The organism is Streptomyces sp. NPDC025618, from assembly GCF_055558795.1.
The window spans coordinates 1-21667 of sequence record NZ_JBVHLW010000068.1; the positions used below are offsets into that span (position 1 = coordinate 1).

Genomic DNA, 21667 nt, shown 5'->3' on the forward strand with positions numbered 1-21667 from the left:
CGGCAGACCTACGGCCGGGCCGGCTACCGACTCCTCCGCCACCGCATCCTGCTCAACTGAAAGGATCAACAGCTACGAAAATCTTGGAAGACCCGTTCTATTTACAGGCCCCACGATGGAGACGACGGACTCGCCTTCTGCGGAGATCCAGCAGTCTGCTGACAGGCATCCGGGAGCATTATGGAAGACTCGGGCGACTGCTTCGACGTGGCGGGTGAACTCGTCGCGGTAGTGGGCGTGTGGATAGTGGTAGGCGATGAAGCCTGCGTTCAAGGGACTGCTCCTGTCGGGTCGGCTGCTTCGGGTTTCGTTTGTCATGAAGTGGTGTGGGTGCCGGTTGGGGTGGCGGGAAACCCCCGTTCCTTCCAGGAGCCGGGCCTGGGGCACGGTGTGCGCGGAGTCGTTACGCGACCGTGGCCGTCATCACGGCGCCTTGAGCCACTGCGCAGAGGGTCCGTGGTCCTTCGTCCGTGACTGTGACCGGGTCGCAGCGGCACACCGATTGCTCCGGCCACTCGAGGTGACGGTGGCCTCGGCTTCAAGTGCCGTGCCCAGAGCGGACCGTACGTAACTGTCGTCACCGCGCTCGTGAGTACCGCCGGGCCCAGTGTCGTGCCGGCGGCGAAGGTGATCGCGTTGTCGGCGTCTTCACAGTTGCTCGGACAACCCGTCGGCAGGCCGAACGCCGCGCCGCCCGGGGCGGCCGACCGGACGCGGGTCACGTTCTCACCGTCTCGCCGGGATTGTGCGCCTGTGCCTGGAGGCGGTGCAGCAGCCGGACGTACGGCGTCCGCTTCGCGCGCATGCGTGGTTCTCGGGCGAGGGCGAGTTCGGCCTGGTCCAGGCAGTCCTCGATGAGGGCGTCATGCAGCCGGCGGAAAGCCAGCGGCCAGGTGAGCCGGGCCGTGCGGTGCAGCCGCATCGCGATGACATGCCGCAGTACGGCTCCGTCAGGCTCGGCCGGGATCACGGTGAACTCGTGGAAACCGTCGAAGCCGCGCGGCGCCGAGAATCGGAACCTGACCCACCGGCCCGGCACGTATGTCTCGACGCCGTAGCCGATGGGACCGTGGCCACCGCGGGATCCGACGGTCAGGCCGTGGTCCAGCACCATCCGCGGCCAGGACGTCGTGGGCCACAGCCGGTCGGTGTCGCTGGCAAGTCCGTCGATCAGGGATCCGACCTGCTCCGGCGGGGCCGTGATCCGGCGCTCGTGGATGTTCAGCACAGCCATGGCACACCTCTCTCCATGTATTGGAGGGTAGTCTCCAATTGAATTAGAGACTACCCTCCAATACATGCCGAGGCCAACCCGCTACGACGAATCAGCCCTTCTCGACGCCGCCCTGCGCCTAGCCGCCATCCAAGGTCCGGCCGCAGTCACCATGTCGGCCGTGGCCCGTGAGTGCGGCGCCCCCAGCGGCTCCGTGTACCACCGCTTCCCGCAGCGATCCGTGCTTCTGGCGGAACTGTGGCTGCGCACTGTGGGGGAGTTCCAGGCCGGCTTCCTCGCCGCGCTCAGCTCCCGGCCGGAGCCGCTCGACGCCGGCGCGGCGGCGGCGCGTCACGTCGTCGCGTGGTGCCGATCCCATCCCGAGCAGGCGGCGGTCCTGCTTCACGGCCCTGGCGCCTTCGGCCAGGACGAGTGGCCCGACGTCTACACCCGCCGACTGGCCGACGCCAACCAGCGGACCCTCGAAACCTTGAAGACGCTGGCCGGCCGGCTGGGCGCACCCACCGCCGCACTCCGGGAGCGAGTGGTGCTGGCTGTCGTCGATCTGCCACTGGCGCTGGTACGCAGACACCTGCGCCACGGGGCGGCGCTGCCGGACTACGCCGAGGACCTCGCAGTCGACAGCGCGGTCGACCTCCTGCGAGGGCTGACAGCTTCCACGCATCCGACCGCGTGATCCGGTCGCCGGATCCCGCGCGGTCCGGTTGCGTCCTCACTGCTGCCGTTAGCCAGGGCGTGGGCGGTCCGCACCTCGGCTTTTCGCCCGCGGTCTCGGGGCTCGGGGACTGCCGTCGTAGTTGACGCACCATCAAATCGTGTGGTGCGGAACGCATCGGCGAAGCAGCCACTGGCGCGACGGCGGCAAACGGCTCTCCCGCCGCCTCGCCGCCGCCGACCCCACGCTCCAGGCCCGGCTGACGTCCAGCGCCGCAGCCGTCGTCTCCGGCACGCCCGGTGCCGTGGACTTGCTTGTGACCGCCGTGGAGCAGGTCCTGGACCGCGCGCGGGGCCTTGTGAGAGGGCTACCACATCGGCTGACTCTTGTGGTCAGGCGGCCCCTCGACCGAGAGAGCCGCGGCTCGGCCGCCGCAGGTGGGTGATCGAACGCACCATGTCCTGGCTGACCGGCTATCGCCGGCTCTCACCTCGCTACGAACGCGACCCCCGCAACTACCTGGCCTTCCTCGGCCTCGCAGCCGCAATCTGCCGGTGACGCTGACGTCCTTGAGCCTGGCGGCCTTGGCGACCGGCTCGTGGGGGAGGGCCTGGGACATGTCACCGCCCTCGTCGAGAGGGCCGAAGGCCGATTCGGTCGGAACGGCAGGGCCAAAGCCGCTCCCGGCGGCGGTGTCGCCGGAGCCGGAGGTTCCCGACATGGTGAACTCGCCGTTGGACAGCATGCCGCGGATCGCCGTGCGGACCCCGTACAGATTGAAGTCGATCGCGCCCGACAGGGACACGGTCTGGCTGAACAGGTCGGGGTGGTTCTCGGCGTAACTCAGGGCGCCGAAGCCGCCCATGGGCAGGCCGCCGGTGGCCCGGCCGTTCTTGGTTCTGATCGTGTGGAGGTTGTCGTCGATGAGCGGGATCACCTGGTTGATGTGGAAGGTCTCCCACTTCTGGGCGCCCGCCGCGGTGTCCTGGCGGACCCAGTCGGTGTACCAGCCACGGGCGCCGCCGTCCGGGAGGACCGTGATCATCTTTTGGGTGGCGAGCAGGAGGGTAGGCCATGTAGGGGTGGCGGGTCCGTCGCCGGCGCCGTGCAGGAAGAAGAACACCGGGTAGCGCTTGCCGGGGTCGGTGTAGTGGTCGTCCGGGACGATGATCCGGATCTTGTGTTGCCCGGCGACTTCGGGGGGCGTCACGGTGATAACGAAGTCGGTGGGGGTGCCCTCCGCCTTGCCGACCTGCGTGAGCCCACGGCCGTCGGCCAGGTTCGGAATGGCCGGCGTGTCGGCGTGTGCGGGTTGCGGTGAGCAGGGCCAGGGACGTCGTCACGATGGTCACCGCCGCTACTCCACACCAGCTCTCAAAAAGCACCGCCGCCGTGCCCTGTCGACCCCCGGCATGAACGCGATGCTCACCCAGGCCAGAACCGCCCCCGGCATGGTCCTCAAGGCCGGCGGCGGCCAGCCTGCTGAGTGCACGCGCACCGAATGAGGATGATCCTGAAGGTCTCAAGTAAAGGTCTCTCTGGCGAAAGAGGTGGGTGCGGGCGCACTCGGCGCCCGCCGGGAACTCAGAGCCGCTCAGGCGCCTACGGCATGTCCGTGGAGTAGGCCCAGGTCGCCCGACCTCGGTTCACGCGAGAGGGAAGTTGGGCGACCTGGGCCAGGGGGGGGACCGCGTCAGGCGGGGAAGGGTCAGACCTTCACCAGGTCGTACGTACCCGTACCGTCCTGCCTGCCGCTGGAGTACTGACGGATCAACTCCCCGTCCGCGTACCGGTCGTGGCCCAGCATCGAGCCGGTGTACTTGTTCTGCAGGCCGATCTTCGAGCCGCCAGGTACGTCGCGATAGATGTAGAACCGCTGGAGGTCGTCCTCCACGCAGTTGGCAGTCGTCAGGTAGGCCTGCTCCTGGTTGGCGATGTCCGCCGGGATGGTCGCGCACCCGCCATTGCCCCAGTTCCACAGGGACGCCTCGATGACCCCGTTGCGCTCTGTCACGTTGCACAGCTGCCAGTTGTCCAGGTGGGCGCTGGTCCAGTTGGATTCGCGCAGCCGGATGCCATCGTTGGCCAGGAGCGGTGCGCTCCAGTTCAGGGGCTTGCCGGGGACGTGGATCCTGTAGACGTCAGGCTGACAGTCCAGGGCGGCGCGCGGGGCGGGCCTGGCGGCCCGGGTGGCCGCCTTGCCCGCTGTGCCCTTCGCCGTGTCCTTCGCTGCCGCGTTCCTGGCCGCGGTGGCCTTGGCGGAGTCCACCGGCCCTGGTGCGTGTCCGGCCCGGGGCGGGGTCCCGCAGTCCAGGAGACCCTGCGCCTTGCGCATGATGCTGTTGGCGGGCACCTTGTCCTCGCAGCGCACCGCGCCCTCTTCGAGGGTGGAGTAGGTGGTGTAGCTGCCGCTGTCGGGTCCCTCGATCCACTTCAGCGCCCAGCTGCCGTCGCTCTGTTGGACGCGGTTGCAGTTGAGGCTTCCGTAGGTGCCGGTGACCTTCTTGGTGCCTTTGTAGACGCCGTAGTAGCCGGGGTCGTTGAAGTTCCAGCTGACCGAGGTCGACGCGCTGCTGGTGGAGGAGTAGTTCACCTGTACGTTCAGGCCCAGCATCGCGCCGACGGTGCCGAGGGTGTCGACGGGGAAGCTGCCCTGGACGTTGCCGTTGAGGCCGACGGAGACCGAGATGGTGGTCTGGGTGTTGGTGGTGACGTTCTGGTAGCCGGTCGAGCCCGCGGTGACGTACCAGCCCTTGAAGTGGGTGATCGTCGGGGCGACTTCGGTTGACTTGATGAACGGGTGGCGCTTGCCCAGGTCGGCCGCCGTGCAGGACTGCCCGGCCTGAACGGCGCTGGCGTCGGCGGCGGGGGTGGCGCCCTGGGCGGCGGCGGGGCCGGCCACGGCAATTATGGCGGCGAGCGTCGATGCAGCCGTTGTGGTGAGGGCGATCAGCCCTCTGGCCCAGCGGCCGGAAGATCTTAAGTGGCTCATCATGCCCTTCCTTTGGCCGGGCGCTATGACGCCCCGGGCCGGAACCCTGCCAGTTATGTGGTGGGGGGGGCGATCGAGGCGAATTTAGCGTCGGCAGCGACGTAGTGACGATGACGGAATCAGCCAGTCCGAGGCGAAACCCGTGACCCTTCATAGGCTGTTACGCAGTCTTGACCTGTCCGGGGGTCATCAGAATTTCATCGGCGAAGCTACGATCCACCACCAACGCCGCACAGATGGGCTGTTTCGGTCGTGATTCCGCTGACGTCACCTCGACGGTCAGCGGCTGCCGGAACAGATTTCATCGTCTGTCGGCGCGGCCGACCGCCACCAAGTCATCACAGTATTCGGCCATCTCGCGCATTCTGAAACCGAGGGCCTTCGGCGGTCGAGGCGCCTTGAATGTTTGCGCGCCAGTGGGAACGGCCCTATGAACCATGGGGGCAGACGATCGTCGGCAGGACAGAAGAGAATCCAGCGAAACAAGCCAGACGGTGGCTGGCGGTGAGCCGGAAGGAGGAGCTTCGATCCCGACAGCCGATCCGGCAGTGTCCGCATGATCCCCGACCGGATCCAGCACGGGCACGGAACGCAATCAATAGGAAAACAAGGAGAAAACGAACATGTCCTTACCGGGTTTGCATCGCCACCACGGAGGGCGGGGCCGAAGACCGAACAGGCGGCGCCGTGCCCTGTCAAGGGGGACGCCGGCAGCCGCTGCCGCATTCGGCGGCCCGGCGACGGCCGCTGTGCCCGCGCATCCTGCCGACCGCGGGAATGCCGTCGCGAAGACGGGCGGCGGTGTGAGGCCCGAACGGGCCAAGGAACGATCATGGAAGACCCATTTCCGGCTGACGCAGACGGGTACTACGCCGGTTCGATCCCGAGTGGGTTTACGTACCACCGGAAAAGGGGGGGACCACCTTTGAAACGCGCCAGTCGACTGCTGGCGGCTATAGCCGCACTCGCCGTCACCGCAGCCCTTCTCGCCCTGGGCGCCTCACCGGCCGCCGCCGCAAGCCCCAAGCCTCCCGCGTCGGCCCCGGGCGTCGAGTACACGGCCAAGCCCGACGACGGTGCTCAGCGCAGCAGCAACGGCAAGGGGGCGGCGGAGATGCCGATATCCCCCGACAACCCCGCGGGCACCGAGTGGCTGAACGACTGTCTCGGTTCCTCGGACGCCCAAGGCCCCGACGGCCGCGTCTACAACCGGTTCAGGTGGTGCTGGGAATACAAATTCAATGCCGAGTACTACCAGAAGGTGGATGGCAAGCGAGTCCTGAAGGGCACCAACACGATCAAGTTCCAGGCCGCCGCCATCGGTTACAACGACACCCGTGCCACCCGCGTCTTCTTCCGCGCCAAAACCGGCCAGGTCAGCTACGCCGGGTGGAACGCCTTGGACAAGCGGATCGTCGCCCCGAGACTGGACCTGGAAATCACCCCCGAGTGCGTGCCGGGCGCCGATCAGCCCACCACTGCCACGTGCGGCGTCGGGCGGTCTCCGGCGAAGATGGAATGGGCCCAGTGGAGCAACTTCCCTGACTGGGTCTACTGGGACGTCTCCTCCAGCGGTGGCGAGGGCGAGGACCAGGTCGCCTTCCACCAGTGGCGCTTCTACTTCAACGGCGAGAGCCAGGGATACGAACAGGGCCCCGAGCGCCCTGTGAGCGCCTCGATCGGTATCCGCTGCGACTCGGCCGACTACTTCAACCAACGCGACAAGAGCTACCCGCACGCCTGCATCTACACCAACGCCTCCCCGGTGCTGACCTACGGCGACAAACGCCCCAACATTCGCCAGCACATCCGCGACGCGCAGAACGCCCCCGCCACCGACGGCGTCACCTACCCCAAGGAGAACCACCCCAAGAAGGTCCCCGGCAAGTGGTCGCCGACCGCCGGGTCTCGGGGCGCGCCGCTGCACCGCGTGATAAGCCGGAAGAAGGGCGGCGAGATCGCCCTGGCGAACGAGCAGGTGAAGAAGGAGGCATGCGGGCAGAAGGGCGGGTCCAACCCGTGGGGCCCGGACTACAACGCCGCGACCGGTCTTCCGCCGTACAACACCTCGGACGAGGACTGCGACGAGTACCCCTTCAGTTCCACCTTTGAGGGCGCATCGTCGATCGAATGGGACTTTTCGGTGCGCAACATCGCGTACAGCGAGAACCGGGGGGCGGGCACCGATCTCGGCGACTTCTATGTCGACGACCGGATCCTGGCCTGGCCCGTAGAGGACCCGTACTGGGTGAACGTCAACTGACGTCACGCTCGGTTGACCGCCGATAGCACAAGTGTGGCCACCGTCCCCACCTCCCCCGGGCAGTGGCCGCCGCTATTTGGTTCAGGCTCACCACCACGGGCGCCCGCAAACCACCGGGCCGCCCGCGCGAGGGTGGCCCGCGTTGATGAAGCCGCAATCCGGAGCCGGGGCTACAGGCAGGAGACGCCGCCCTACTGAGGTCGTGGCTGTGTTGTCGTCAGGTTGTTCTGGTTGGGGTGAGTCCTGTCGCGGTGAGGCAGTCGTCGCGATGAGGTGGTTTCGGTACCGGATCTCGCGGAGGCCCCGCCGGAGATGTCGGACGAGGTGGGCGATCGAGACGCGGGCCCGGGAACCACGGGGGACGCGGACGACCGGGGTGTGCCCCCGTGGAGACCATGTGCGGGAGGTAGCCGGCATCATCGAGAAGCCCGCTTCGTCCTCGAAGACGAGGAAGGCCCCGAGTGCCGCCGCGGTGTTCTCCGCCAGCGGCCACATCTCCTTCACCCACCCGGTGATGGCCTTTTCCTCACGCTCTGCGGCCCGCCGGGCCGGGGCCTGGTGAGTCCTTCCGTGGCGCCGCAGCGTCGGCGCGATGGCCGACAGCGTCATCGTCTTGTGGAACCGGCGCCCGGTCAGCGTCTTGAGTCTCGCCAGGGTCAAGGTCCGGTCCGGCCGGCCGTGTGCGACCGGCCTTGGGCCAGCTCCTGTTCCAGGACGGTGAACAGGGTCGTGCTCAGCGTCGGACGGCCTGGCGAGCCCTTCGACTGCAGGCCCTGGTCTCCGCTCTCGTGCCAGGAACAACGCCACCGTTGCACCGACCGCACAGTGACCCGCAACTGCTTGGCCACCGCGGTGTTGGCCTGGTCGGCACCGAACATCTCGGCGGCCTCCCTCCTGATGCGCTCGCGAAATGCCCGCCGTTCGTCACTCAGACCACCATCCTGCGGATGCCTCATGCTGCCGAGAAGGTGCGGCGAACCCACGGCGAGGACGGCTACCTCCAGAAGTGGCAGCTGCACGCCTTCCCCACCACCGAACTGGAACCCCTTCGACACCTGCACCTGGCAGCGGATGACTGCGCTCTCCAGCACTGAACCAACGGCGCCTCACGGCGCAAACAAAAGCTGGGCCGGAACCGCTTCTTATGCGCAGAGCCAGCCATACCGCGGTGGCTTTGCGTTCCTCGCGCTCGGTGAAGATCTGGAACAGCAGCTTGGCGCCCTTGCGGTCCAGGTTGAGGTCGCCGAACTCGTCCAGACAGAGAAGACCGATCTTGCTGTAGCGGGCGATGACCGAGGACAGGCGGCGGTTCGCGTCGGCCTCGGCGAACTCGTTCACCAGCGCCGAGGAGGCGGGGTGCCGTAGGTTTCGCCTGGCGAGGAGGACCCTTGACGTGTCGACCTACTGTCGCCAAGCGGTCGTTCCCGGCAAGGCGGTCCTGGCGTTCAGCGATTTTCAGGCCTGCGCGGTGGGCCGGACGACGAGCTCGTTGACGTCGACGCCGGCGGGCTGCTCGATCGCGTAGCCGATGGCGGAGGCGATGACGGAGGGCGGCATCGCGATCTCGTCGCGCATCTGCGTCATCGCGGCGGACACCTCGGGGGTGGCTCCCTTGCCGACGCCCTCGGTGTGGGTGAAGCCGGGCGATACGACAGTCACGCTCAGGTCGGGACCCGATTCCTGGCGCAGGCCCTCGGAGATCACGTTCACCGCCGCCTTGGTGGCCGCGTAGACGGCTTGGGGAGATTTGACGACGTAGGCCGCGGTGGAGCTGACATTGACGAAGTGACCGGAGCCCTGTCGGCGGAAGACGGGGAGGGCCGCTCCGATGCCGTTGAGCAGACCGGTGATATGCGTGGAGACCATGCTGTCCCAGTCGTCCTGGCGCAGTTCGTCGAACGGGGAGACAGCCATGGTGCCCGCGTTGGAGACGAGAACGTCGAGGCGGCCGTACCGCTCGATGGCGGTATCGGTAAGGCGGTGGAGGTCTTCGCGGCGTGTGACGTCGACGATGATGCCGGTGGCGGTCCCGCCCTTGGCTCTGATGCCGTCCACCACAGCGCTCAGTCGGTCCTCGCGCCGGGCCCCGAGCACGAGCCGGGCTCCCTTTTCGGCAAGGAAGTTCGCGGTCGCCTCACCGATGCCGCTGCTGGCACCCGTGATCGCGATGACCTTGCCCTGGATGGTCGACATGATCAAGTTCCTTCCGGGAGGCATGCACAGGTCCTCGCATGACCTACAGTTAAACGGGGTCGTCCCCACTTATGTGAAAGGTAAGCGGGGAACTCCCCACTTAGCAACTCGGGGCACCCGGGAAGGAAAGCCAAAAAGATGGCCGACGAAGCGCACCGCCCGCTGCGCGCCGACGCGCAGCGCAACAGAGACAGGATCCTTACCGCTGCTGCGCGCGTGTTCACCGCGGAGGGCCTGAACGCGCAGATGGACCGGATCGCCAAGGAAGCGGGCGTGGGCAGTGCGACTCTGTACCGCAACTTCCCCACGCGGGAAGCTCTGGTCGAGGCGGTCTACCGCAACGAGGTGGCCCAGCTGTGCGATTCCGTCTCTTCCCTGCTGGCGCAGAAGTCGCCGGACGAGGCCCTGCGCTCGTGGACGCGTCTCTTCCTGGACTACGTCACCACGAAGTACGGCATGATCGACGCCTTGCGCGCCATCGCCGCGACGGGAAACAACCCCTACGGCCACAGCAGGGAGATGATCCAGACTGCCGTCACCACCCTCATGGACGCATGCGCGGCTGCCGGGAAGATCCGAACCGACATCCTCCCCACCGACATCAGCGCCGCACTGGAGGGCATCGCCCTCACGTCGGCGGGCGCGGAACACCGACAGCAGGCGGAACGCCTGCTCGACCTCATCCTGGACGGCCTCAAGGCCCGTGCGTGAAGAGCGCGGACCATCCCTCCCCGCCCTCACAGAACCCGGCCCGGTCACCCCTCCCCGGCGTCGTCTTCATCCAGTTCAGGCACGGCCTTTCTGTTGATGGACATGCGGCAGGGACCGATCGGCTGTCGTCGGCCGGACGGGATGAACACGAGGTGGGCAGGGGACGCAGCGAACCCGCACTACGGACCGCTCGCCGAAAAGGGCGATGACTGTCAGCGTTCGCTTACGCGCCTCCGTCAGCCACATCCAGCCCGTTGGGCTCAGCGCCAAGCCCCAGCGTCCGGCAGATCTACGCCGTCAGCCCCTCCGCCCGCCCCAGCAGGTCGCCGCCTCCCGCCGTCGCCCCCAGCTCCGCGCGCAGCCGCCCGTACCGTTCCTCCATCGCCGGCTCCGCCGCCGGGCCCGCGCTCAGCAGGCGTTCGTACAGCAGGACGCAGCGCGCCAGGGCCACCGCCCGATGGGACGGCTCGGCTGCCGTCGTCCCCCGCGCTGCCGCCTCCGCCGCGCCGCGGCAGCGCGTGCCCTCGTACACCAGGGCCTCGGCCAGCCTGACCGAGCCCGGGAGACCGGCGGGGGCCGGGGTGAGGGACTGGCGGTCGAGCGCGGCGACGCCCAGTGCGGCGGCATCGGTCGGCGGGGCGTCGAGCAGGGTCACTTGGGAGACCGTCGCCCGGAGTTCGTCGAGCATGCGGGGCCATACCGCGGCCAGGAGCCGGACGCCCGCGGCGAAGGTGGCCCGTTCGGCGGGCTGCCAGGAGCCGGGGAGCGTCACGGGCCATTCCGCCGGGCCGGTGGTCGCGTCCGCCGTGTTCAGGCGGCGGGCCACCTCCGCGGCGGCCGGGTGCAGCGGCAGGGACAGCTCACGCGGCGGGTCCGGCAGGCCCGCCTGCTCCAGCGCGGTCAGCAGTACGCGTCGCAGGGTTTCCTGGTCGCCACGCGCCGAGGAGTGGTCGGGGTCCAGGTCCAATGCCGTTCCTTTGCTCAGGTCTTCTGCCCGGGTCCTCCCGAGCGGCGGCACCGGTACCGCGGCCGCCCCTCGTGAACGATATGACGGCGCCCGGACATCCAAAAATCGGGCGGTGCGAAGTCGTCATCCGGCGTCAGCGGTGTCCTTTACCGGGGCTCTCCCCTCATCCGCAGCGGTGGCCCCGCGTAATCTCTTCCCGTGTCAGCCTCTCGCCCGCATCGTGTCGCCGTCCTCGTGCTCGAAGGTGCGAAGCCGCTCGATGTCGGAATTCCGGCGCAGGTGTTCACGGCCCGGGCGAGCATGCCGTACGAGGTGCGGGTGTGCGGGGCGACGCCCGGTCTCGTGACCGGTGGTGACGGGCTGTCGTACTCCGTCGCCCACGGCCTCGACGCGCTCGCGTGGGCCGACATCGTCTTCGTCCCCGGCTACCGGTTCCCGGACCGTGAGGACCCGCCGCGGGCCGTCGTCGACGCGCTGATCGCCGCCCACGGCCGGGGCGCGCGGCTCGCCGCCATCTCGACGGGGGCTTTCGCGCTCGCCGCGACAGGTCTGCTCGACGGCCGGCGTGCGACGACGCACTGGCACTACACGCGCGCGCTCATGGCCAGGCATCCGCTCGTCCAGGTCGACGAGAACGTGCTGTTCGTCGACGAGGGCAGTGTGCTCACCTCGGCCGGTGCCGCCTCCGGTATCGATCTGTGCCTGCACATCCTGCGCGGCGATCTCGGGGTGGCCGCGTCCAACCACGCGGCCCGCCGTCTGGTCGCGGCTCCCTATCGCAGCGGCGGCCAGGCGCAGTACGTGCCGCGCAGTGTCCCCGAGCCGCTCGGCGAGCGCTTCGGCGCCACCCGCGAGTGGGCGCTGCACCGGCTTGGCGAGCCCCTCACGCTCGACATACTGGCGCGGCGGGCCGAGGTCTCGCCGCGTACGTTCTCGCGGCGCTTCGTCGAGGAGACCGGCTATACGCCGATGCAGTGGGTGATGCGCGCCCGCGTCGACCTGGCCCGTGAACTGCTGGAGCGCTCCGAGCGCAGCGTCGAGCAGATCGCCGCCGACGTCGGCCTCGGCACCGGTGCGAACCTGCGCCTGCACTTCCAGCGCATCCTGGGCACCACACCGAGCGAGTACCGGCGCACCTTCACCCGGGGCGAATAGCACCGTGGCGAGATCCTTGTGAACCGTGGCGATCCCGCCACTGTCGGCGGTGGGAGCCGCGGGCGAGCCTGGTGGCGAAGGGAAAGGACCTCACTCATGACTCGCATCGCCATCAACGGATTCGGCCGCATCGGACGCAATGTGCTGCGCGCGCTGCTGGAGCGCGACAGCGCCCTGGAGATCGTCGCCGTCAACGACCTGACGGAGCCCGCCACGCTGGCCCGGCTGCTCGCCTACGACAGCACGGCCGGCCGGCTCGGGCGTCCGGTGTCCGTCGACGGGGACACCCTCGTCGTCGACGGCCGCCGGATCACGGTGCTGGCCGAGCGCGAACCGGCGCGGCTGCCGTGGGCCCAACTCGGCGTCGACATCGTCCTGGAAGCCACCGGCCGCTTCACCTCGGCCGAGGCGGCCCGCGTCCACCTCGACGCGGGCGCGCGGAAGGTGCTCGTCAGCGCGCCGTCGGACGGCGCCGACGTCACGCTCGCGTTCGGGGTCAACACGGACGCCTACGACCCGGCCGCGCACACGGTCGTCTCGAACGCCTCCTGCACCACCAACGCGCTCGCGCCGCTGGCAGCGGTCCTCGACGAACTCGCGGGCATCGAGCACGGGTTCATGACGACGGTGCACGCCTACACACAGGAGCAGAACCTGCAGGACGGCCCGCACCGCGACCCCCGTCGCGCCCGGGCCGCCGGCGTCAACATCGTGCCGACCACGACCGGCGCCGCCAAGGCGATCGGCCTGGTGCTGCCGAACCTCGACGGCAAGCTGTCGGGCGACTCGATCCGCGTACCGGTGCCGGTGGGTTCGATCGTCGAGCTCAACACGGTTGTCGCCCGCGACGTGACGCGCGACGACGTGCTGGCCGCGTACCGCGCCGCGGCGCGGGGGTCGCTCGCCGGCGTCCTCGAGTACTCGGAGGACCCGCTCGTGTCGTCCGACATCACGGGCAACCCCGCCTCGTCGATCTTCGACTCGGCCCTCACCCGCGTCGACGGCCGCCACGTCAAGGTGGTCGCGTGGTACGACAACGAGTGGGGCTTCTCGAACCGGGTGATCGACACGCTGGAGCTCCTCGCCACCGGCTGACCGGGGGCCGGGAGCCGGGGGGCGGGGGCCTGGGGGGCGACGGCCTCCGCCCGGCACTGCCCTTGACACTTGGCACTTGACGCTCCGCTCGGCCGCTCAGGACGACCGGAGCGTCAAGGCAATCCCCGCGCATCCGGGGACACGGCCACCTTGTGCGACCTCGCGATCGGCCTCCCCGCCAGATGTCCTGCGGACCCTTCCGTCCCGAGAGGCTGTGCCCCGGATGGGGCTGACCAGCAAGGCGAAGAGTGTGTCTTCAGAGCGTGGGACGAGAACGTCCACCCGAGGACGCTCATGGCCGCCCAGCCGTAGCGCCGCAGGGCGAACAGGTGGTGTCGCCGGCCATCGGCGATCCCCGGAAAGGGGACGAAACCGGCGGTGGGGTGGCCGATATCAGGCGAGCCGAAGGGGGATAGGGGGCATTTCCTGATGGTTTGTCACCTCCCTTGTGCAGCAAGGCAGCTGGGGCTGCTCCCGGCGGGAGAGATCTTCTCGATCGGGTGGTTCGATTGCTCCATCCGGGTTACGGGTGACGGGGTGGCGCCGCGGCGCCGCTTGGATATCAGCATGATCCTTTCAGCGGGGGCAGGGGCACCGTCATGCCCCGTCGGTGATGCCGATGCTCTTCTTCCTGTGCACCGGGCCGTGGCATCCGCGGCTCTCCGAAATCCGGATGGTTCCGCGCTCGTCGAAGAGCACGGCCGGAGTTGGCCCTACCGCGAACTCTGTGTCTGGGCAGGAGAACTGGCAGCCCGGCTGCGTGAGGCCGGTGTCGGTCCGGGGGTGTCGGTCTCGCTGCGGCTGCCGCGCTCGGCGCGGCTGGTCGCCTCGTTGCTCGCGGTCTTCGAGGCCGGTGGCGCCGCGGTGGTTCTGGATCCGCGTACGCCGGCCGAGCGGCTGGCGTCCATCGAGGCCGACGCGGGATGTGTGGCAGCGCTCGTCCCCGCCGAGGCACCCGCTCACCCGGGCGGCCTGCCGAGTATTGCCGTGCCCGCCTCTCCCGGTGCGGCCCACGACGCGACACCGGTCCTGGCCGAGACCGGACCGGACGGCGAACTCGACCGTGTGGCCTGCGTGTTCTACACCTCGGGGTCGACCGGCCGCCCCAAGGGCGTGCGGATCACCCACCGCAACCTGGCGCGGTTCGCCGCCGACCCGCGCTGGGACGGGCCAGGACACCGGGTCACCGCCCTGGTCTCCGCCCTGGGGTTCGACGCGCTGAGCCACGACCTGTGGCTGCCGCTCACCCGCGGTGGCACCGTGGTGGTGCCGGCCGAGGACCGGGTGGACGCGCACCGGCTGGCCGCCCTGGTAGCGGCGCACGGTGTCACCGGGGTCTTCCTCACCACCGCGTGGTTCAACCAGATCGCAGCCGACGACCCGGGTGCCCTGCGCGGCCTGCACACGGTGGCCACCGGTGGCGAGGCGGCCAGCCCGCAGGCGTTCGCCCGGATCCGGGCCGCCTGCCCGCAGTTGACGCTCGGGAACGGCTACGGTCCGACCGAGACCACCACCTTCGCGACGTTCCACCTGCTGCCTCCCGGGCAACCGGTGAGCGGGGAGCGGGTGCCGATCGGCACCGGGCTGACCGGGGCCACCGTACGGCTGCTCGGCCCGGACCTGGCCGAGGTCGCCGCTGGTGAGCCCGGTGAGATCTACGTGGCCGGGGAGCAGGTCGCCCAGGGATACCTGGGCCGGGCCGCGCTGACGGCCGAGCGGTTCGTCGCCGACCCGTACGGCCCGGCCGGCACCCGGATGTACCGCACCGGCGACCTGGCCGTGCGCGGACCCGACGGCGCGTTGGAGTACCTGGGACGTGACGACGACCAGGTCAAGATCCGTGGCCACCGGGTCGAGCCGGGCGAGGCACGCGCCGCCCTGGCGGCGCTGCCCGGCGTGGCCCAGGCGGTCGTGGTGGCACGGGACGGCCGGCTGGTCGGCTACGCGGTCCCCGAACGCGGACAACCCGGCGTCACCGGGGAGGACTTGCGCGCGCGACTGAGCCGGGTACTGCCCGAGTACCTGCTGCCCGCGGCCGTCATCCTGATCGACGCGCTTCCGTTGACCGTGAACGGCAAGGTCGACCGGGCTGCCCTGCCCGCGCCTGTGGCGGCGCGCGGGGGCGCGGGTGTGCCCCGCACCCCGGCCGAACGCGCGCTGTGCGCGGCGTTCGCGGAGGTGCTCGGCCTGCCCGGGGCGGGCACCGACGACGACTTCTTCGCGCTCGGCGGCGACAGCATCACCGCGATGCGCCTGGTCAGCCGGGTGCGGCGGGAGAACGTGGCGGTCAGCTCGCAGGACGTCTTCCGGCTGCGGACCCCCGGTGCCCTGGCCCGAGCCGCTCAGGCGGCGGCTCCGGCCGCCGACCTGTGGCACCGGTCGGCCACCGGCAAGCTGGACCTGTCGCCCATCGCGCTGTGGCTGCGCGAACAGGGCGAGGGCGTGGCCGAGTTCGTCCAGACGGTCCTGGTCCAGACGCCCCCAGGGCTCGAGCGCGAGACGCTCACAACCGCCCTTCAGACGGTGCTCGACCGGCACGACGCCCTGCGCACCCGGCTGCCGGACCCCTCCGCCCAGGCCGTGTGGCAGCCGGAGGTGCTGCCGCCGGGAGAGGTGGACGCGGCCGGGCTCCTGGAGGTGGTGGACGTACGGGAGTCGCCTGACGGCCCGTCGGAAGACGTGGTCCAGGCGGCGGTGGAGAACGCCATGCGGTCGCTGGATCTGCCCGCCGGGCGGATGCTGCGCGCGGTGTGGTGGGACGCGGGCCCGGCACGGCCGGGGCGCCTGCTGCTGGCCGCCCACCACCTCGTGGTCGACGGGGTCTCCTGGCAGGTGCTCACACAGGATCTGGCGCGGGCCGCCGAGGAGCCGTGCTCGCTGGGCGCCTGGGGGTCGGCCACCGCCTACCGCCGCTGGGTGCGGGAGCACAACGCCCGGGCCGGCAGCGCCGAGGTGCTGGCGACCCTGCCGCACTGGCAGGCGGCGGCCGCCCCGGCCGCCACGCCCTGGCCCGCGCGCGGCCCGCTGGACCCGGAACTGGACACCATCGGCACCTCCCGCACCCTTGAGTCGGTCCTGCCCGCCGAGGTCGGCCGGGCCCTGCTCACCACCGCTCCCGCACACTTCGGCGCCACCACACAGGAACTGCTGCTGGCCGCGCTGACGGTGGCCACGGCCCGGCGCGGCGGCCCGGGGACGCTGGTCCTGGACACCGAAGGCCACGGCCGTGACGCCGTGGAGGCCGAACCCTCCACCGACGTCTCCGCCACGGTCGGCTGGTTCACCTGCATGTTCCCGGCCCGGCTGGAGTGCACCCAGCGGGCGGCCCGCCCCGCGGCGGATCCCGCCGGCGAGGGCGCGGCGCTGGCCGAGGCAGTGCGGGCCGTCCGGGAGCAGTGGCAGCGAGTGCCGCGGGACCGCGCGTCGTACGGGCTGCTGCGCTATCTGCACCCGCAGGCCGCCGGTCTGCTCTCCCGCGCGCCGGGCCGGCCGGTGCTGTTCAACTACCTGGGCCGGTACGCCGTTCCCGGCCGGGACCCGTGGCCGTACGCAGCCGAGGCGCCCGTGCTGGGCATCCACCGGGCCGGCCGCCAGCCGTTGTCCCACCCGCTGGAGATCAACGCCGTCGTCGACGAACGCACCGGGCAGCCCCTGCTCACCGCCGTCTGGCGCTGGTCGGCGCGGCTGGTGGACAGCGGTGACATCGAGCAGCTGGCCACGGAGTGGGCCGGTGTCCTGGCCGCGCTGGCCCGCGCGGCGGAGACCGGCGCGGGCGGGCGCGCCACGGCGCCGACCGTGCCGGCGCAGCGCGAGGGCGAGCAGTGGCCCTGCTCCCCGCTCCAGGAGGGGCTGCTCTACCACGCCCACCGCGGCGAGGGCGCGGGCGACCCGTACCACGTCCAGACCGTACTCGACCTCGAAGGGCCGGTGGACACGGCCGCACTGCGCGCGGCGCTGTCCGCGCTCACCGCCCAACACCCGGCGCTGCGGGCCCGGTTCCGGTGGGACTGCCACGGCCGGGCGGTGCAGACCGTGCCCGAGACAGCCGAGATCCCGCTGAAGGAGGCCGACCTCACCCACCTGTCGGAGGCGGAGCGGGAGAAGGCCGCCGAGGAGGAGACCCGCCGGGACCGGGACGAGCCGTTCGACCTGGCCGTGGCACCGCTGCTGCGGACCGTACTGCTGCGACTGGACGAGCGGCGCTCCCGGCTGCTGCTGAGCTACCACCACATCCTCATGGACGGCTGGTCGATGCAGGTGGCCCTCGCCGACCTGGCCGAACTGTACGGGCAGGCCGCCTCAGGCGCGGTGCCGACGCCCGCCGCGCGGCCGTCCGCGCTCGCCTACCACCGCCATGTCGCCGCCCAGGACGCCACGCTGGCGGCCAAGACCTGGCGCGCGATGCTCAACGGCGTCGACGAGCCGACGCTGCTGACCTCCCCGGACGGCGAACACCAGGGCCGCCCGCACACCGTGCTGCTCGAGCTGCCCGCCGAGCGTACGGCCGCGCTGCGGGCGCGGGCGCGCGAGCGGGCGCTGTCCCTCAACACGCTGGTCCTGGGCGCCTGGGCGCTGGTACTGGCCCAGCTGACCGGCCGCACCGACGTGGTGTTCGGCACGGTCGTCGCCGACCGCCCCCCGCACCTGCCCGACGTCGAGTCCATGGTCGGCTTGATGAACAACGCGGTGCCCGTACGGGTGGACACCGCCGCCGCCGGCGACCGCGGTGGCCTGCTGACGGCCCTCCAGGGCCAGCGGACCGACATGATGCCCCACCAGCACCTGGGCCTGGCCGAGATCACCCGGTCCGCCGGACTGCGCGAACTCTTCGACACCGTCGTCGTGCTGGAGACGTACACCGACGCCTTCGCCACGGCGTGGGGCACCGACGTGCGGGTGACGTCCAGCCGGGTGGAGAACGGCACGCACTACCCGCTGTGCCTGCTGGTCTCACCCGGCGAGCGGACCACCGTCCGGGTCCAGTACCAGCCGGGACGGCTGACCGAGGACGGCGCGCGGGAGATCGGCGCCCGGCTGCTCGAAGCACTGGACGCGCTGACCGCGGACCTGTCCGTGCCCGCCACGCACCCGTTCGGCCCCGCCGCCGCGGCCTGCCCGAATACGCCGCGGCCCCTGCCGGCGCCCGTGCCCGTGCCCGTGCCCGTGCTCCAGCGGTTCGCGGCACAGGTGCGGGCGTCTCCCGGGCGGGCGGCCGTGGTGGACGGCGCCGGGGTGCTGGACTACCAGGGCCTGGACGCCGCCTCCGACCGCCTGGCCACGGAGCTGACCGCCCGGGGCGCGGGGCCCGAGGACGTCGTGGCACTGTGCCTGCGACGCGGCCGGAACGCGGTGGCGGCGATGCTCGCCGTCCTCAAGGCCGGCGCCGCCTACCTGTGGCTCGACCCGCGCCACCCGGCACCGCGGGTCGCGGCACTGGCCGCCGAAGGCCGCCCCGCGCTGCTCGTCCAGCACGAGGAGTTCGACCTGGCACTGGCCGAGATCCCCGCCGAGGTGCCCCGGATGCGGCTGGAGCCGCACCACGTGTCCCCCGAGCCGCTGCCCGCCGGTGGCCCGGTCCGCCCGGCCCGGCTGCCCGGCCACCCGGCGTACGTGGTGCACACCTCCGGGACGCAGGGCGTGCCCAAGGCGGTGGTGATGCCCGGCGCCGCCCTGGACCGGCTGGTGGACTGGCACGAGCAGCGCTTCCCGGCCGAACCGGGCGCCGTGACGGCCCAGTTCACCTCGATGGCGTTCGACGTCGCCACCCAGGAAGTCCTCACCGCGCTGTGCACCGGACGGACACTGGCCGTGCCGGACGCGGACACCCGCGCCGACGCCGCCGCCTGGACCGCGTGGCTGCGGACCCACCGGGTGACCGAACTCTTCGCCCCCACCCCCGTACTGGCGGCCCTGTGCGAGTTCGCCGACGGACAGCGCGAGCTGCTGCCCGACCTGCGACACCTGGTGCAGGCCGGCGAGGCGCTCGTCATCGGGCCGCAGCTGCGTGAGCTGTGCGCACGCGGCGGCAAGCGCCTGCACAACCACTACGGCCCGGCCGAGACGCACGTGGTGACCGCGGGGGAGGTCACCGGAGAGTCGGCCGACTGGCCCGCCCGGCCCGGCATCGGCACCCCCGTGCCCGGCTCGCGCGTGCTGCTGCTCGACAGCGGCCTGCGGCCGGTCCCCGACGGGCTGACCGGAGAGCTCTATCTGGCGGGCGACCAACTGGCGCGGGGCTACCTGGGCCGACCGGGCCTGACCGCCGCCCGGTTCGTCGCCGACCCCTGGGGGCCGCCCGGCACGCGGATGTACCGCACCGGCGACCTCGCCCGCCGACTCCCGGACGGCACACTGGAGTTCACCGGCCGCAATGACGACCAGGTCAAGATCCGCGGACACCGGATCGAGCCCGGCGAAGTGCGGGCCGCCCTGGCCGCCCTGCCCGGCGTGGTCCAGGCCGCCGTGGTGGCCGGTCCGGACGGACGCGGCGGCAAGGAGCTGACCGGCTACGCCGTCGGCTCCACGGAGGCCGCCGCGCCCCTGGAAGGCGCCGCGCTGCGGGAGGCGCTGGCCCGGGTGCTGCCGGACTTCATGCTGCCCGCCCGGGTGGTGGTGCTGGAGCGGATGCCGCTGACGGTCAACGGCAAGGTGGACCACCGGGCCCTGCCCGCACCCCGGCGCGAGCCGGCCGGGACGCGGCCGCCGCGCACCGCGGCCGAACGCGTGGTGACCGAGGCGTTCGCCGATGTCCTGGGCCTGGAGCGGGTGGGCGTGGACGACAACTTCTTCCACCTCGGCGGACACTCCCTCCTCGCCGCCCGCCTGCTCCAGCGCCTGCGGGACCACCTCAACCCCGCGGCCACCCTGGCCCAGGTGATGGAACGAGCCACCCCGGCCGCCCTGGCCGCCGCACTCGCGCCCGCGCACACCTGATGCCACCGGTCCCGCCCCCGGGGGCGGGACCGGCACATACGCAGCCGCCCCTCCACGGCTTTCCCCGACCGACCACAGAACAAGGCGGCGGCCCTTCGCGCCGCCGCCATCCGAGGAGTCCCGTGAACCCCTTCGACGACCCCGACGGCAGCTTCCTCGTGCTCGCCAACGACGAGGGCCAGCACAGCCTCTGGCCCGCTCACCTGACCGTCCCGGCCGGCTGGCACGAGGTGCACCCCCGCGCCGACCGGCCCACCTGCCTGGCCTGGATCGAGACGAACTGGACCGATCCGCAACCGCGTTCGCCGCGCACCGCCGAGGTCACCCGATGACCTCCGCGAGCAACCCCGCAGCGACGGCCGGCCCCGCCGCGGAGAGTGTCCCCGCCCTGCGCATCGCCGTCGTGGCAGCGCTGCCACAGACCGCTCCGCCACTGGTCGAAGCGCTGCGCGCGCTCGGCCACCAGGTCCCGGTGGTGATCGGCTACCGGCGCCCCGCCGACTGGCCCGGGCACGTACTCGGCGAGCATGACCTGCCACCGGGAGTGGACCTGGCCGTCCCCGCCAACCCGGAATCGGTCACCGCACTCCTTTGCGCCTACGCCCCGGACGTGGCCGTCAGCTACGGCTACCCGAGGAAGCTGCCCGCCGCCGCGGTGTCCGCCCCCCGCCTGGGAACGATCAACTGCCACCCCTCCGACCTGCCCTCCTACCGGGGGCCGAACCCCGTGGGGTGGGCCGTGCGCAACGGCGAACGCGAGATCGGCGTGACCTGGCACCGCATGGACGAACAACTGGACACCGGAACCGTACTGGCCCGCACCACCATCCCCCTGGACGAGCAGATGTGGTCGTTCACCGGCGTCAACTCACGAGTGCTGGAAGCCGCTTCGGCGATGCTGCCGCGCGTGCTGCGACGGCTCGCGGACGGGGACACCGGCGAACCCCAGCCACGGCGCGAGGCCACCTGGGCCGGATTCTTCTCGGACGACTACGCCACGGTGGACTGGTCCGAACCAGCCACGCACATCCACACACAGGTGCGCGCGTGGAACATCGCCGGCCACCATCCCCGGACGCAGGGCCCGGTCGCGACGATCGACGGGACACGCTGGCGGCTGCGCCGCACCGCGCTGACACAGCCGCCACCGGGAACCGGCCGCCGCGTCTCCTGCGGCACCGGTGACCTGTGGGTGCTGGCCGCCGACCAGCTGGACCCCGTATGACGCCACCCCTTGTCCGGCCCCGGCGTACGAGGTGAGACGGCCCTCGCGAGGGGCACGGTGACTCGGCTGCCGCTCCCATGGGGAACCGACTGCCCGGGCCGCCCGCACCCGTTGGGGGAACGCTCTTATATTTCGTTGAGAACGTTCCCCTAGTGACCTGAGTCGTTGATGCGTCGGCAGTAGCTGGCGAGGCTGTTGAGGATCTGGTCGGCGGTCTTGTGCCATACGTAGGGGCGGGGGTTGG

Annotated in this window: 15 protein-coding genes and 3 pseudogenes; 10 read left to right on the plus strand and 8 right to left on the minus strand. The window is 71.0% G+C overall.

Annotated elements, in window-relative coordinates:
• Positions 1–718: 718 nt before the first annotated feature.
• Positions 719–1234: an SRPBCC family protein gene (locus tag ACZ4A5_RS30425; protein WP_467591269.1), complete on the minus strand. Its 516-nt coding sequence runs from the start codon at positions 1232–1234 to the stop codon at positions 719–721.
• Between the two features lie 64 nt (positions 1235–1298).
• Here ACZ4A5_RS30425 and ACZ4A5_RS30430 point away from each other — a divergent pair, with 64 nt between their 5' ends.
• Positions 1299–1910, plus strand: coding sequence for a TetR/AcrR family transcriptional regulator (locus tag ACZ4A5_RS30430; protein ID WP_467591272.1), 612 nt, complete (start codon positions 1299–1301; stop codon positions 1908–1910).
• A 399-nt stretch (positions 1911–2309) separates the two neighbouring features.
• Positions 2310–2447: pseudogene (locus ACZ4A5_RS30435) on the plus strand (transposase); the annotation flags it as partial.
• 235 nt (positions 2448–2682) lie between these two features.
• Here the strand turns inward: ACZ4A5_RS30435 and ACZ4A5_RS30440 are convergent.
• A pseudogene (locus tag ACZ4A5_RS30440) lies at positions 2683–3099 on the minus strand (alpha/beta hydrolase); the annotation flags it as partial.
• 498 nt (positions 3100–3597) lie between these two features.
• Complete coding sequence (locus tag ACZ4A5_RS30445) at positions 3598–4881, minus strand: hypothetical protein (RefSeq protein ID WP_467591306.1); 1284 nt, start codon at positions 4879–4881, stop codon at positions 3598–3600.
• Positions 4882–5806: 925 nt separating this feature from the next.
• Here ACZ4A5_RS30445 and ACZ4A5_RS30450 point away from each other — a divergent pair.
• Complete coding sequence (locus ACZ4A5_RS30450) at positions 5807–7144, plus strand: NucA/NucB deoxyribonuclease domain-containing protein (RefSeq protein WP_467591275.1); 1338 nt, start codon at positions 5807–5809, stop codon at positions 7142–7144.
• Between the two features lie 87 nt (positions 7145–7231).
• Here ACZ4A5_RS30450 and ACZ4A5_RS30455 read toward each other — a convergent pair whose 3' ends face one another.
• Entirely contained in the window at positions 7232–7753 is a 522-nt protein-coding gene (locus ACZ4A5_RS30455) for a hypothetical protein (protein WP_467591277.1), read from the minus strand.
• A 47-nt stretch (positions 7754–7800) separates the two neighbouring features.
• A complete protein-coding gene (locus ACZ4A5_RS30460) occupies positions 7801–8022 on the minus strand; it encodes a helix-turn-helix domain-containing protein (RefSeq protein ID WP_467591280.1) in 222 nt (73 codons plus the stop codon).
• Between the two features lie 69 nt (positions 8023–8091).
• On the opposite strand from ACZ4A5_RS30460, the gene ACZ4A5_RS30465 reads away from it, so the two are divergent.
• Positions 8092–8238 carry a hypothetical protein gene (locus ACZ4A5_RS30465; protein ID WP_467591309.1) on the plus strand — a complete coding sequence of 49 codons (147 nt, stop codon included), beginning with the start codon at positions 8092–8094 and terminating at the stop codon, positions 8236–8238.
• 130 nt (positions 8239–8368) lie between these two features.
• On the opposite strand, the pseudogene ACZ4A5_RS30470 reads toward ACZ4A5_RS30465, so the two are convergent.
• Positions 8369–8482, minus strand: a pseudogene (locus ACZ4A5_RS30470) (hypothetical protein); the annotation flags it as partial.
• Between the two features lie 117 nt (positions 8483–8599).
• Entirely contained in the window at positions 8600–9337 is a 738-nt protein-coding gene (locus ACZ4A5_RS30475; RefSeq protein WP_467591283.1) for an SDR family oxidoreductase, read from the minus strand.
• A gap of 138 nt (positions 9338–9475) precedes the next feature.
• Between ACZ4A5_RS30475 and ACZ4A5_RS30480 the strand changes: the two genes are divergently transcribed.
• Positions 9476–10048, plus strand: coding sequence for a TetR/AcrR family transcriptional regulator (locus ACZ4A5_RS30480; RefSeq protein ID WP_467591286.1), 573 nt, complete (start codon positions 9476–9478; stop codon positions 10046–10048).
• Positions 10049–10337: 289 nt separating this feature from the next.
• Here the strand turns inward: ACZ4A5_RS30480 and ACZ4A5_RS30485 are convergent, their stop codons facing one another.
• Positions 10338–11015, minus strand: a complete 678-nt coding sequence (locus ACZ4A5_RS30485) for a hypothetical protein (protein ID WP_467591289.1) — start codon at positions 11013–11015, stop codon at positions 10338–10340.
• A gap of 198 nt (positions 11016–11213) precedes the next feature.
• On the opposite strand from ACZ4A5_RS30485, the gene ACZ4A5_RS30490 reads away from it, so the two are divergent.
• The 5 genes from ACZ4A5_RS30490 (at position 11214) to ACZ4A5_RS30510 (ending at position 21423) form a co-directional block, all read left to right on the plus strand.
• Positions 11214–12170: a GlxA family transcriptional regulator gene (locus ACZ4A5_RS30490; RefSeq protein ID WP_467591292.1), complete on the plus strand. Its 957-nt coding sequence runs from the start codon at positions 11214–11216 to the stop codon at positions 12168–12170.
• Between the two features lie 96 nt (positions 12171–12266).
• Positions 12267–13265 (plus strand): type I glyceraldehyde-3-phosphate dehydrogenase, encoded by a 999-nt coding sequence (gene gap, locus ACZ4A5_RS30495; protein ID WP_467591295.1) that lies wholly within the window; start codon positions 12267–12269, stop codon positions 13263–13265.
• Between the two features lie 645 nt (positions 13266–13910).
• On the plus strand, positions 13911–20198 hold the full coding sequence (locus ACZ4A5_RS30500; RefSeq protein ID WP_467591298.1) for an amino acid adenylation domain-containing protein: 6288 nt from the start codon (positions 13911–13913) through the stop codon (positions 20196–20198).
• 122 nt (positions 20199–20320) lie between these two features.
• Entirely contained in the window at positions 20321–20530 is a 210-nt protein-coding gene (locus ACZ4A5_RS30505; protein WP_467591301.1) for an MbtH family protein, read from the plus strand.
• Positions 20527–21423, plus strand: a complete 897-nt coding sequence (locus ACZ4A5_RS30510) for a methionyl-tRNA formyltransferase (RefSeq protein WP_467591303.1) — start codon at positions 20527–20529, stop codon at positions 21421–21423. The genes ACZ4A5_RS30505 and ACZ4A5_RS30510 overlap by 4 nt, the downstream gene beginning before the upstream one ends.
• The last annotated feature ends 244 nt before the right edge of the window (positions 21424–21667 follow it).

Excerpts from the sequence above, each read along its gene's own strand:
- ACZ4A5_RS30425 (WP_467591269.1), bottom strand. The coding sequence starts at position 1,234 with ATGGCTGTGCTGAACATCCACGAGCGCCGGATCACGGCCCCGCCGGAG.
- ACZ4A5_RS30430 (WP_467591272.1), top strand. The coding sequence starts at position 1,299 with ATGCCGAGGCCAACCCGCTACGACGAATCAGCCCTTCTCGACGCCGCC.
- ACZ4A5_RS30445 (WP_467591306.1), bottom strand. The coding sequence starts at position 4,881 with ATGAGCCACTTAAGATCTTCCGGCCGCTGGGCCAGAGGGCTGATCGCC.
- ACZ4A5_RS30455 (WP_467591277.1), bottom strand. The coding sequence starts at position 7,753 with ATGACGCTGTCGGCCATCGCGCCGACGCTGCGGCGCCACGGAAGGACT.
- ACZ4A5_RS30460 (WP_467591280.1), bottom strand. The coding sequence starts at position 8,022 with ATGTTCGGTGCCGACCAGGCCAACACCGCGGTGGCCAAGCAGTTGCGG.
- ACZ4A5_RS30465 (WP_467591309.1), top strand. The coding sequence starts at position 8,092 with ATGCCTCATGCTGCCGAGAAGGTGCGGCGAACCCACGGCGAGGACGGC.
- ACZ4A5_RS30475 (WP_467591283.1), bottom strand. The coding sequence starts at position 9,337 with ATGTCGACCATCCAGGGCAAGGTCATCGCGATCACGGGTGCCAGCAGC.
- ACZ4A5_RS30480 (WP_467591286.1), top strand. The coding sequence starts at position 9,476 with ATGGCCGACGAAGCGCACCGCCCGCTGCGCGCCGACGCGCAGCGCAAC.
- gap (WP_467591295.1), top strand. The coding sequence starts at position 12,267 with ATGACTCGCATCGCCATCAACGGATTCGGCCGCATCGGACGCAATGTG.
- ACZ4A5_RS30510 (WP_467591303.1), top strand. The coding sequence starts at position 20,527 with ATGACCTCCGCGAGCAACCCCGCAGCGACGGCCGGCCCCGCCGCGGAG.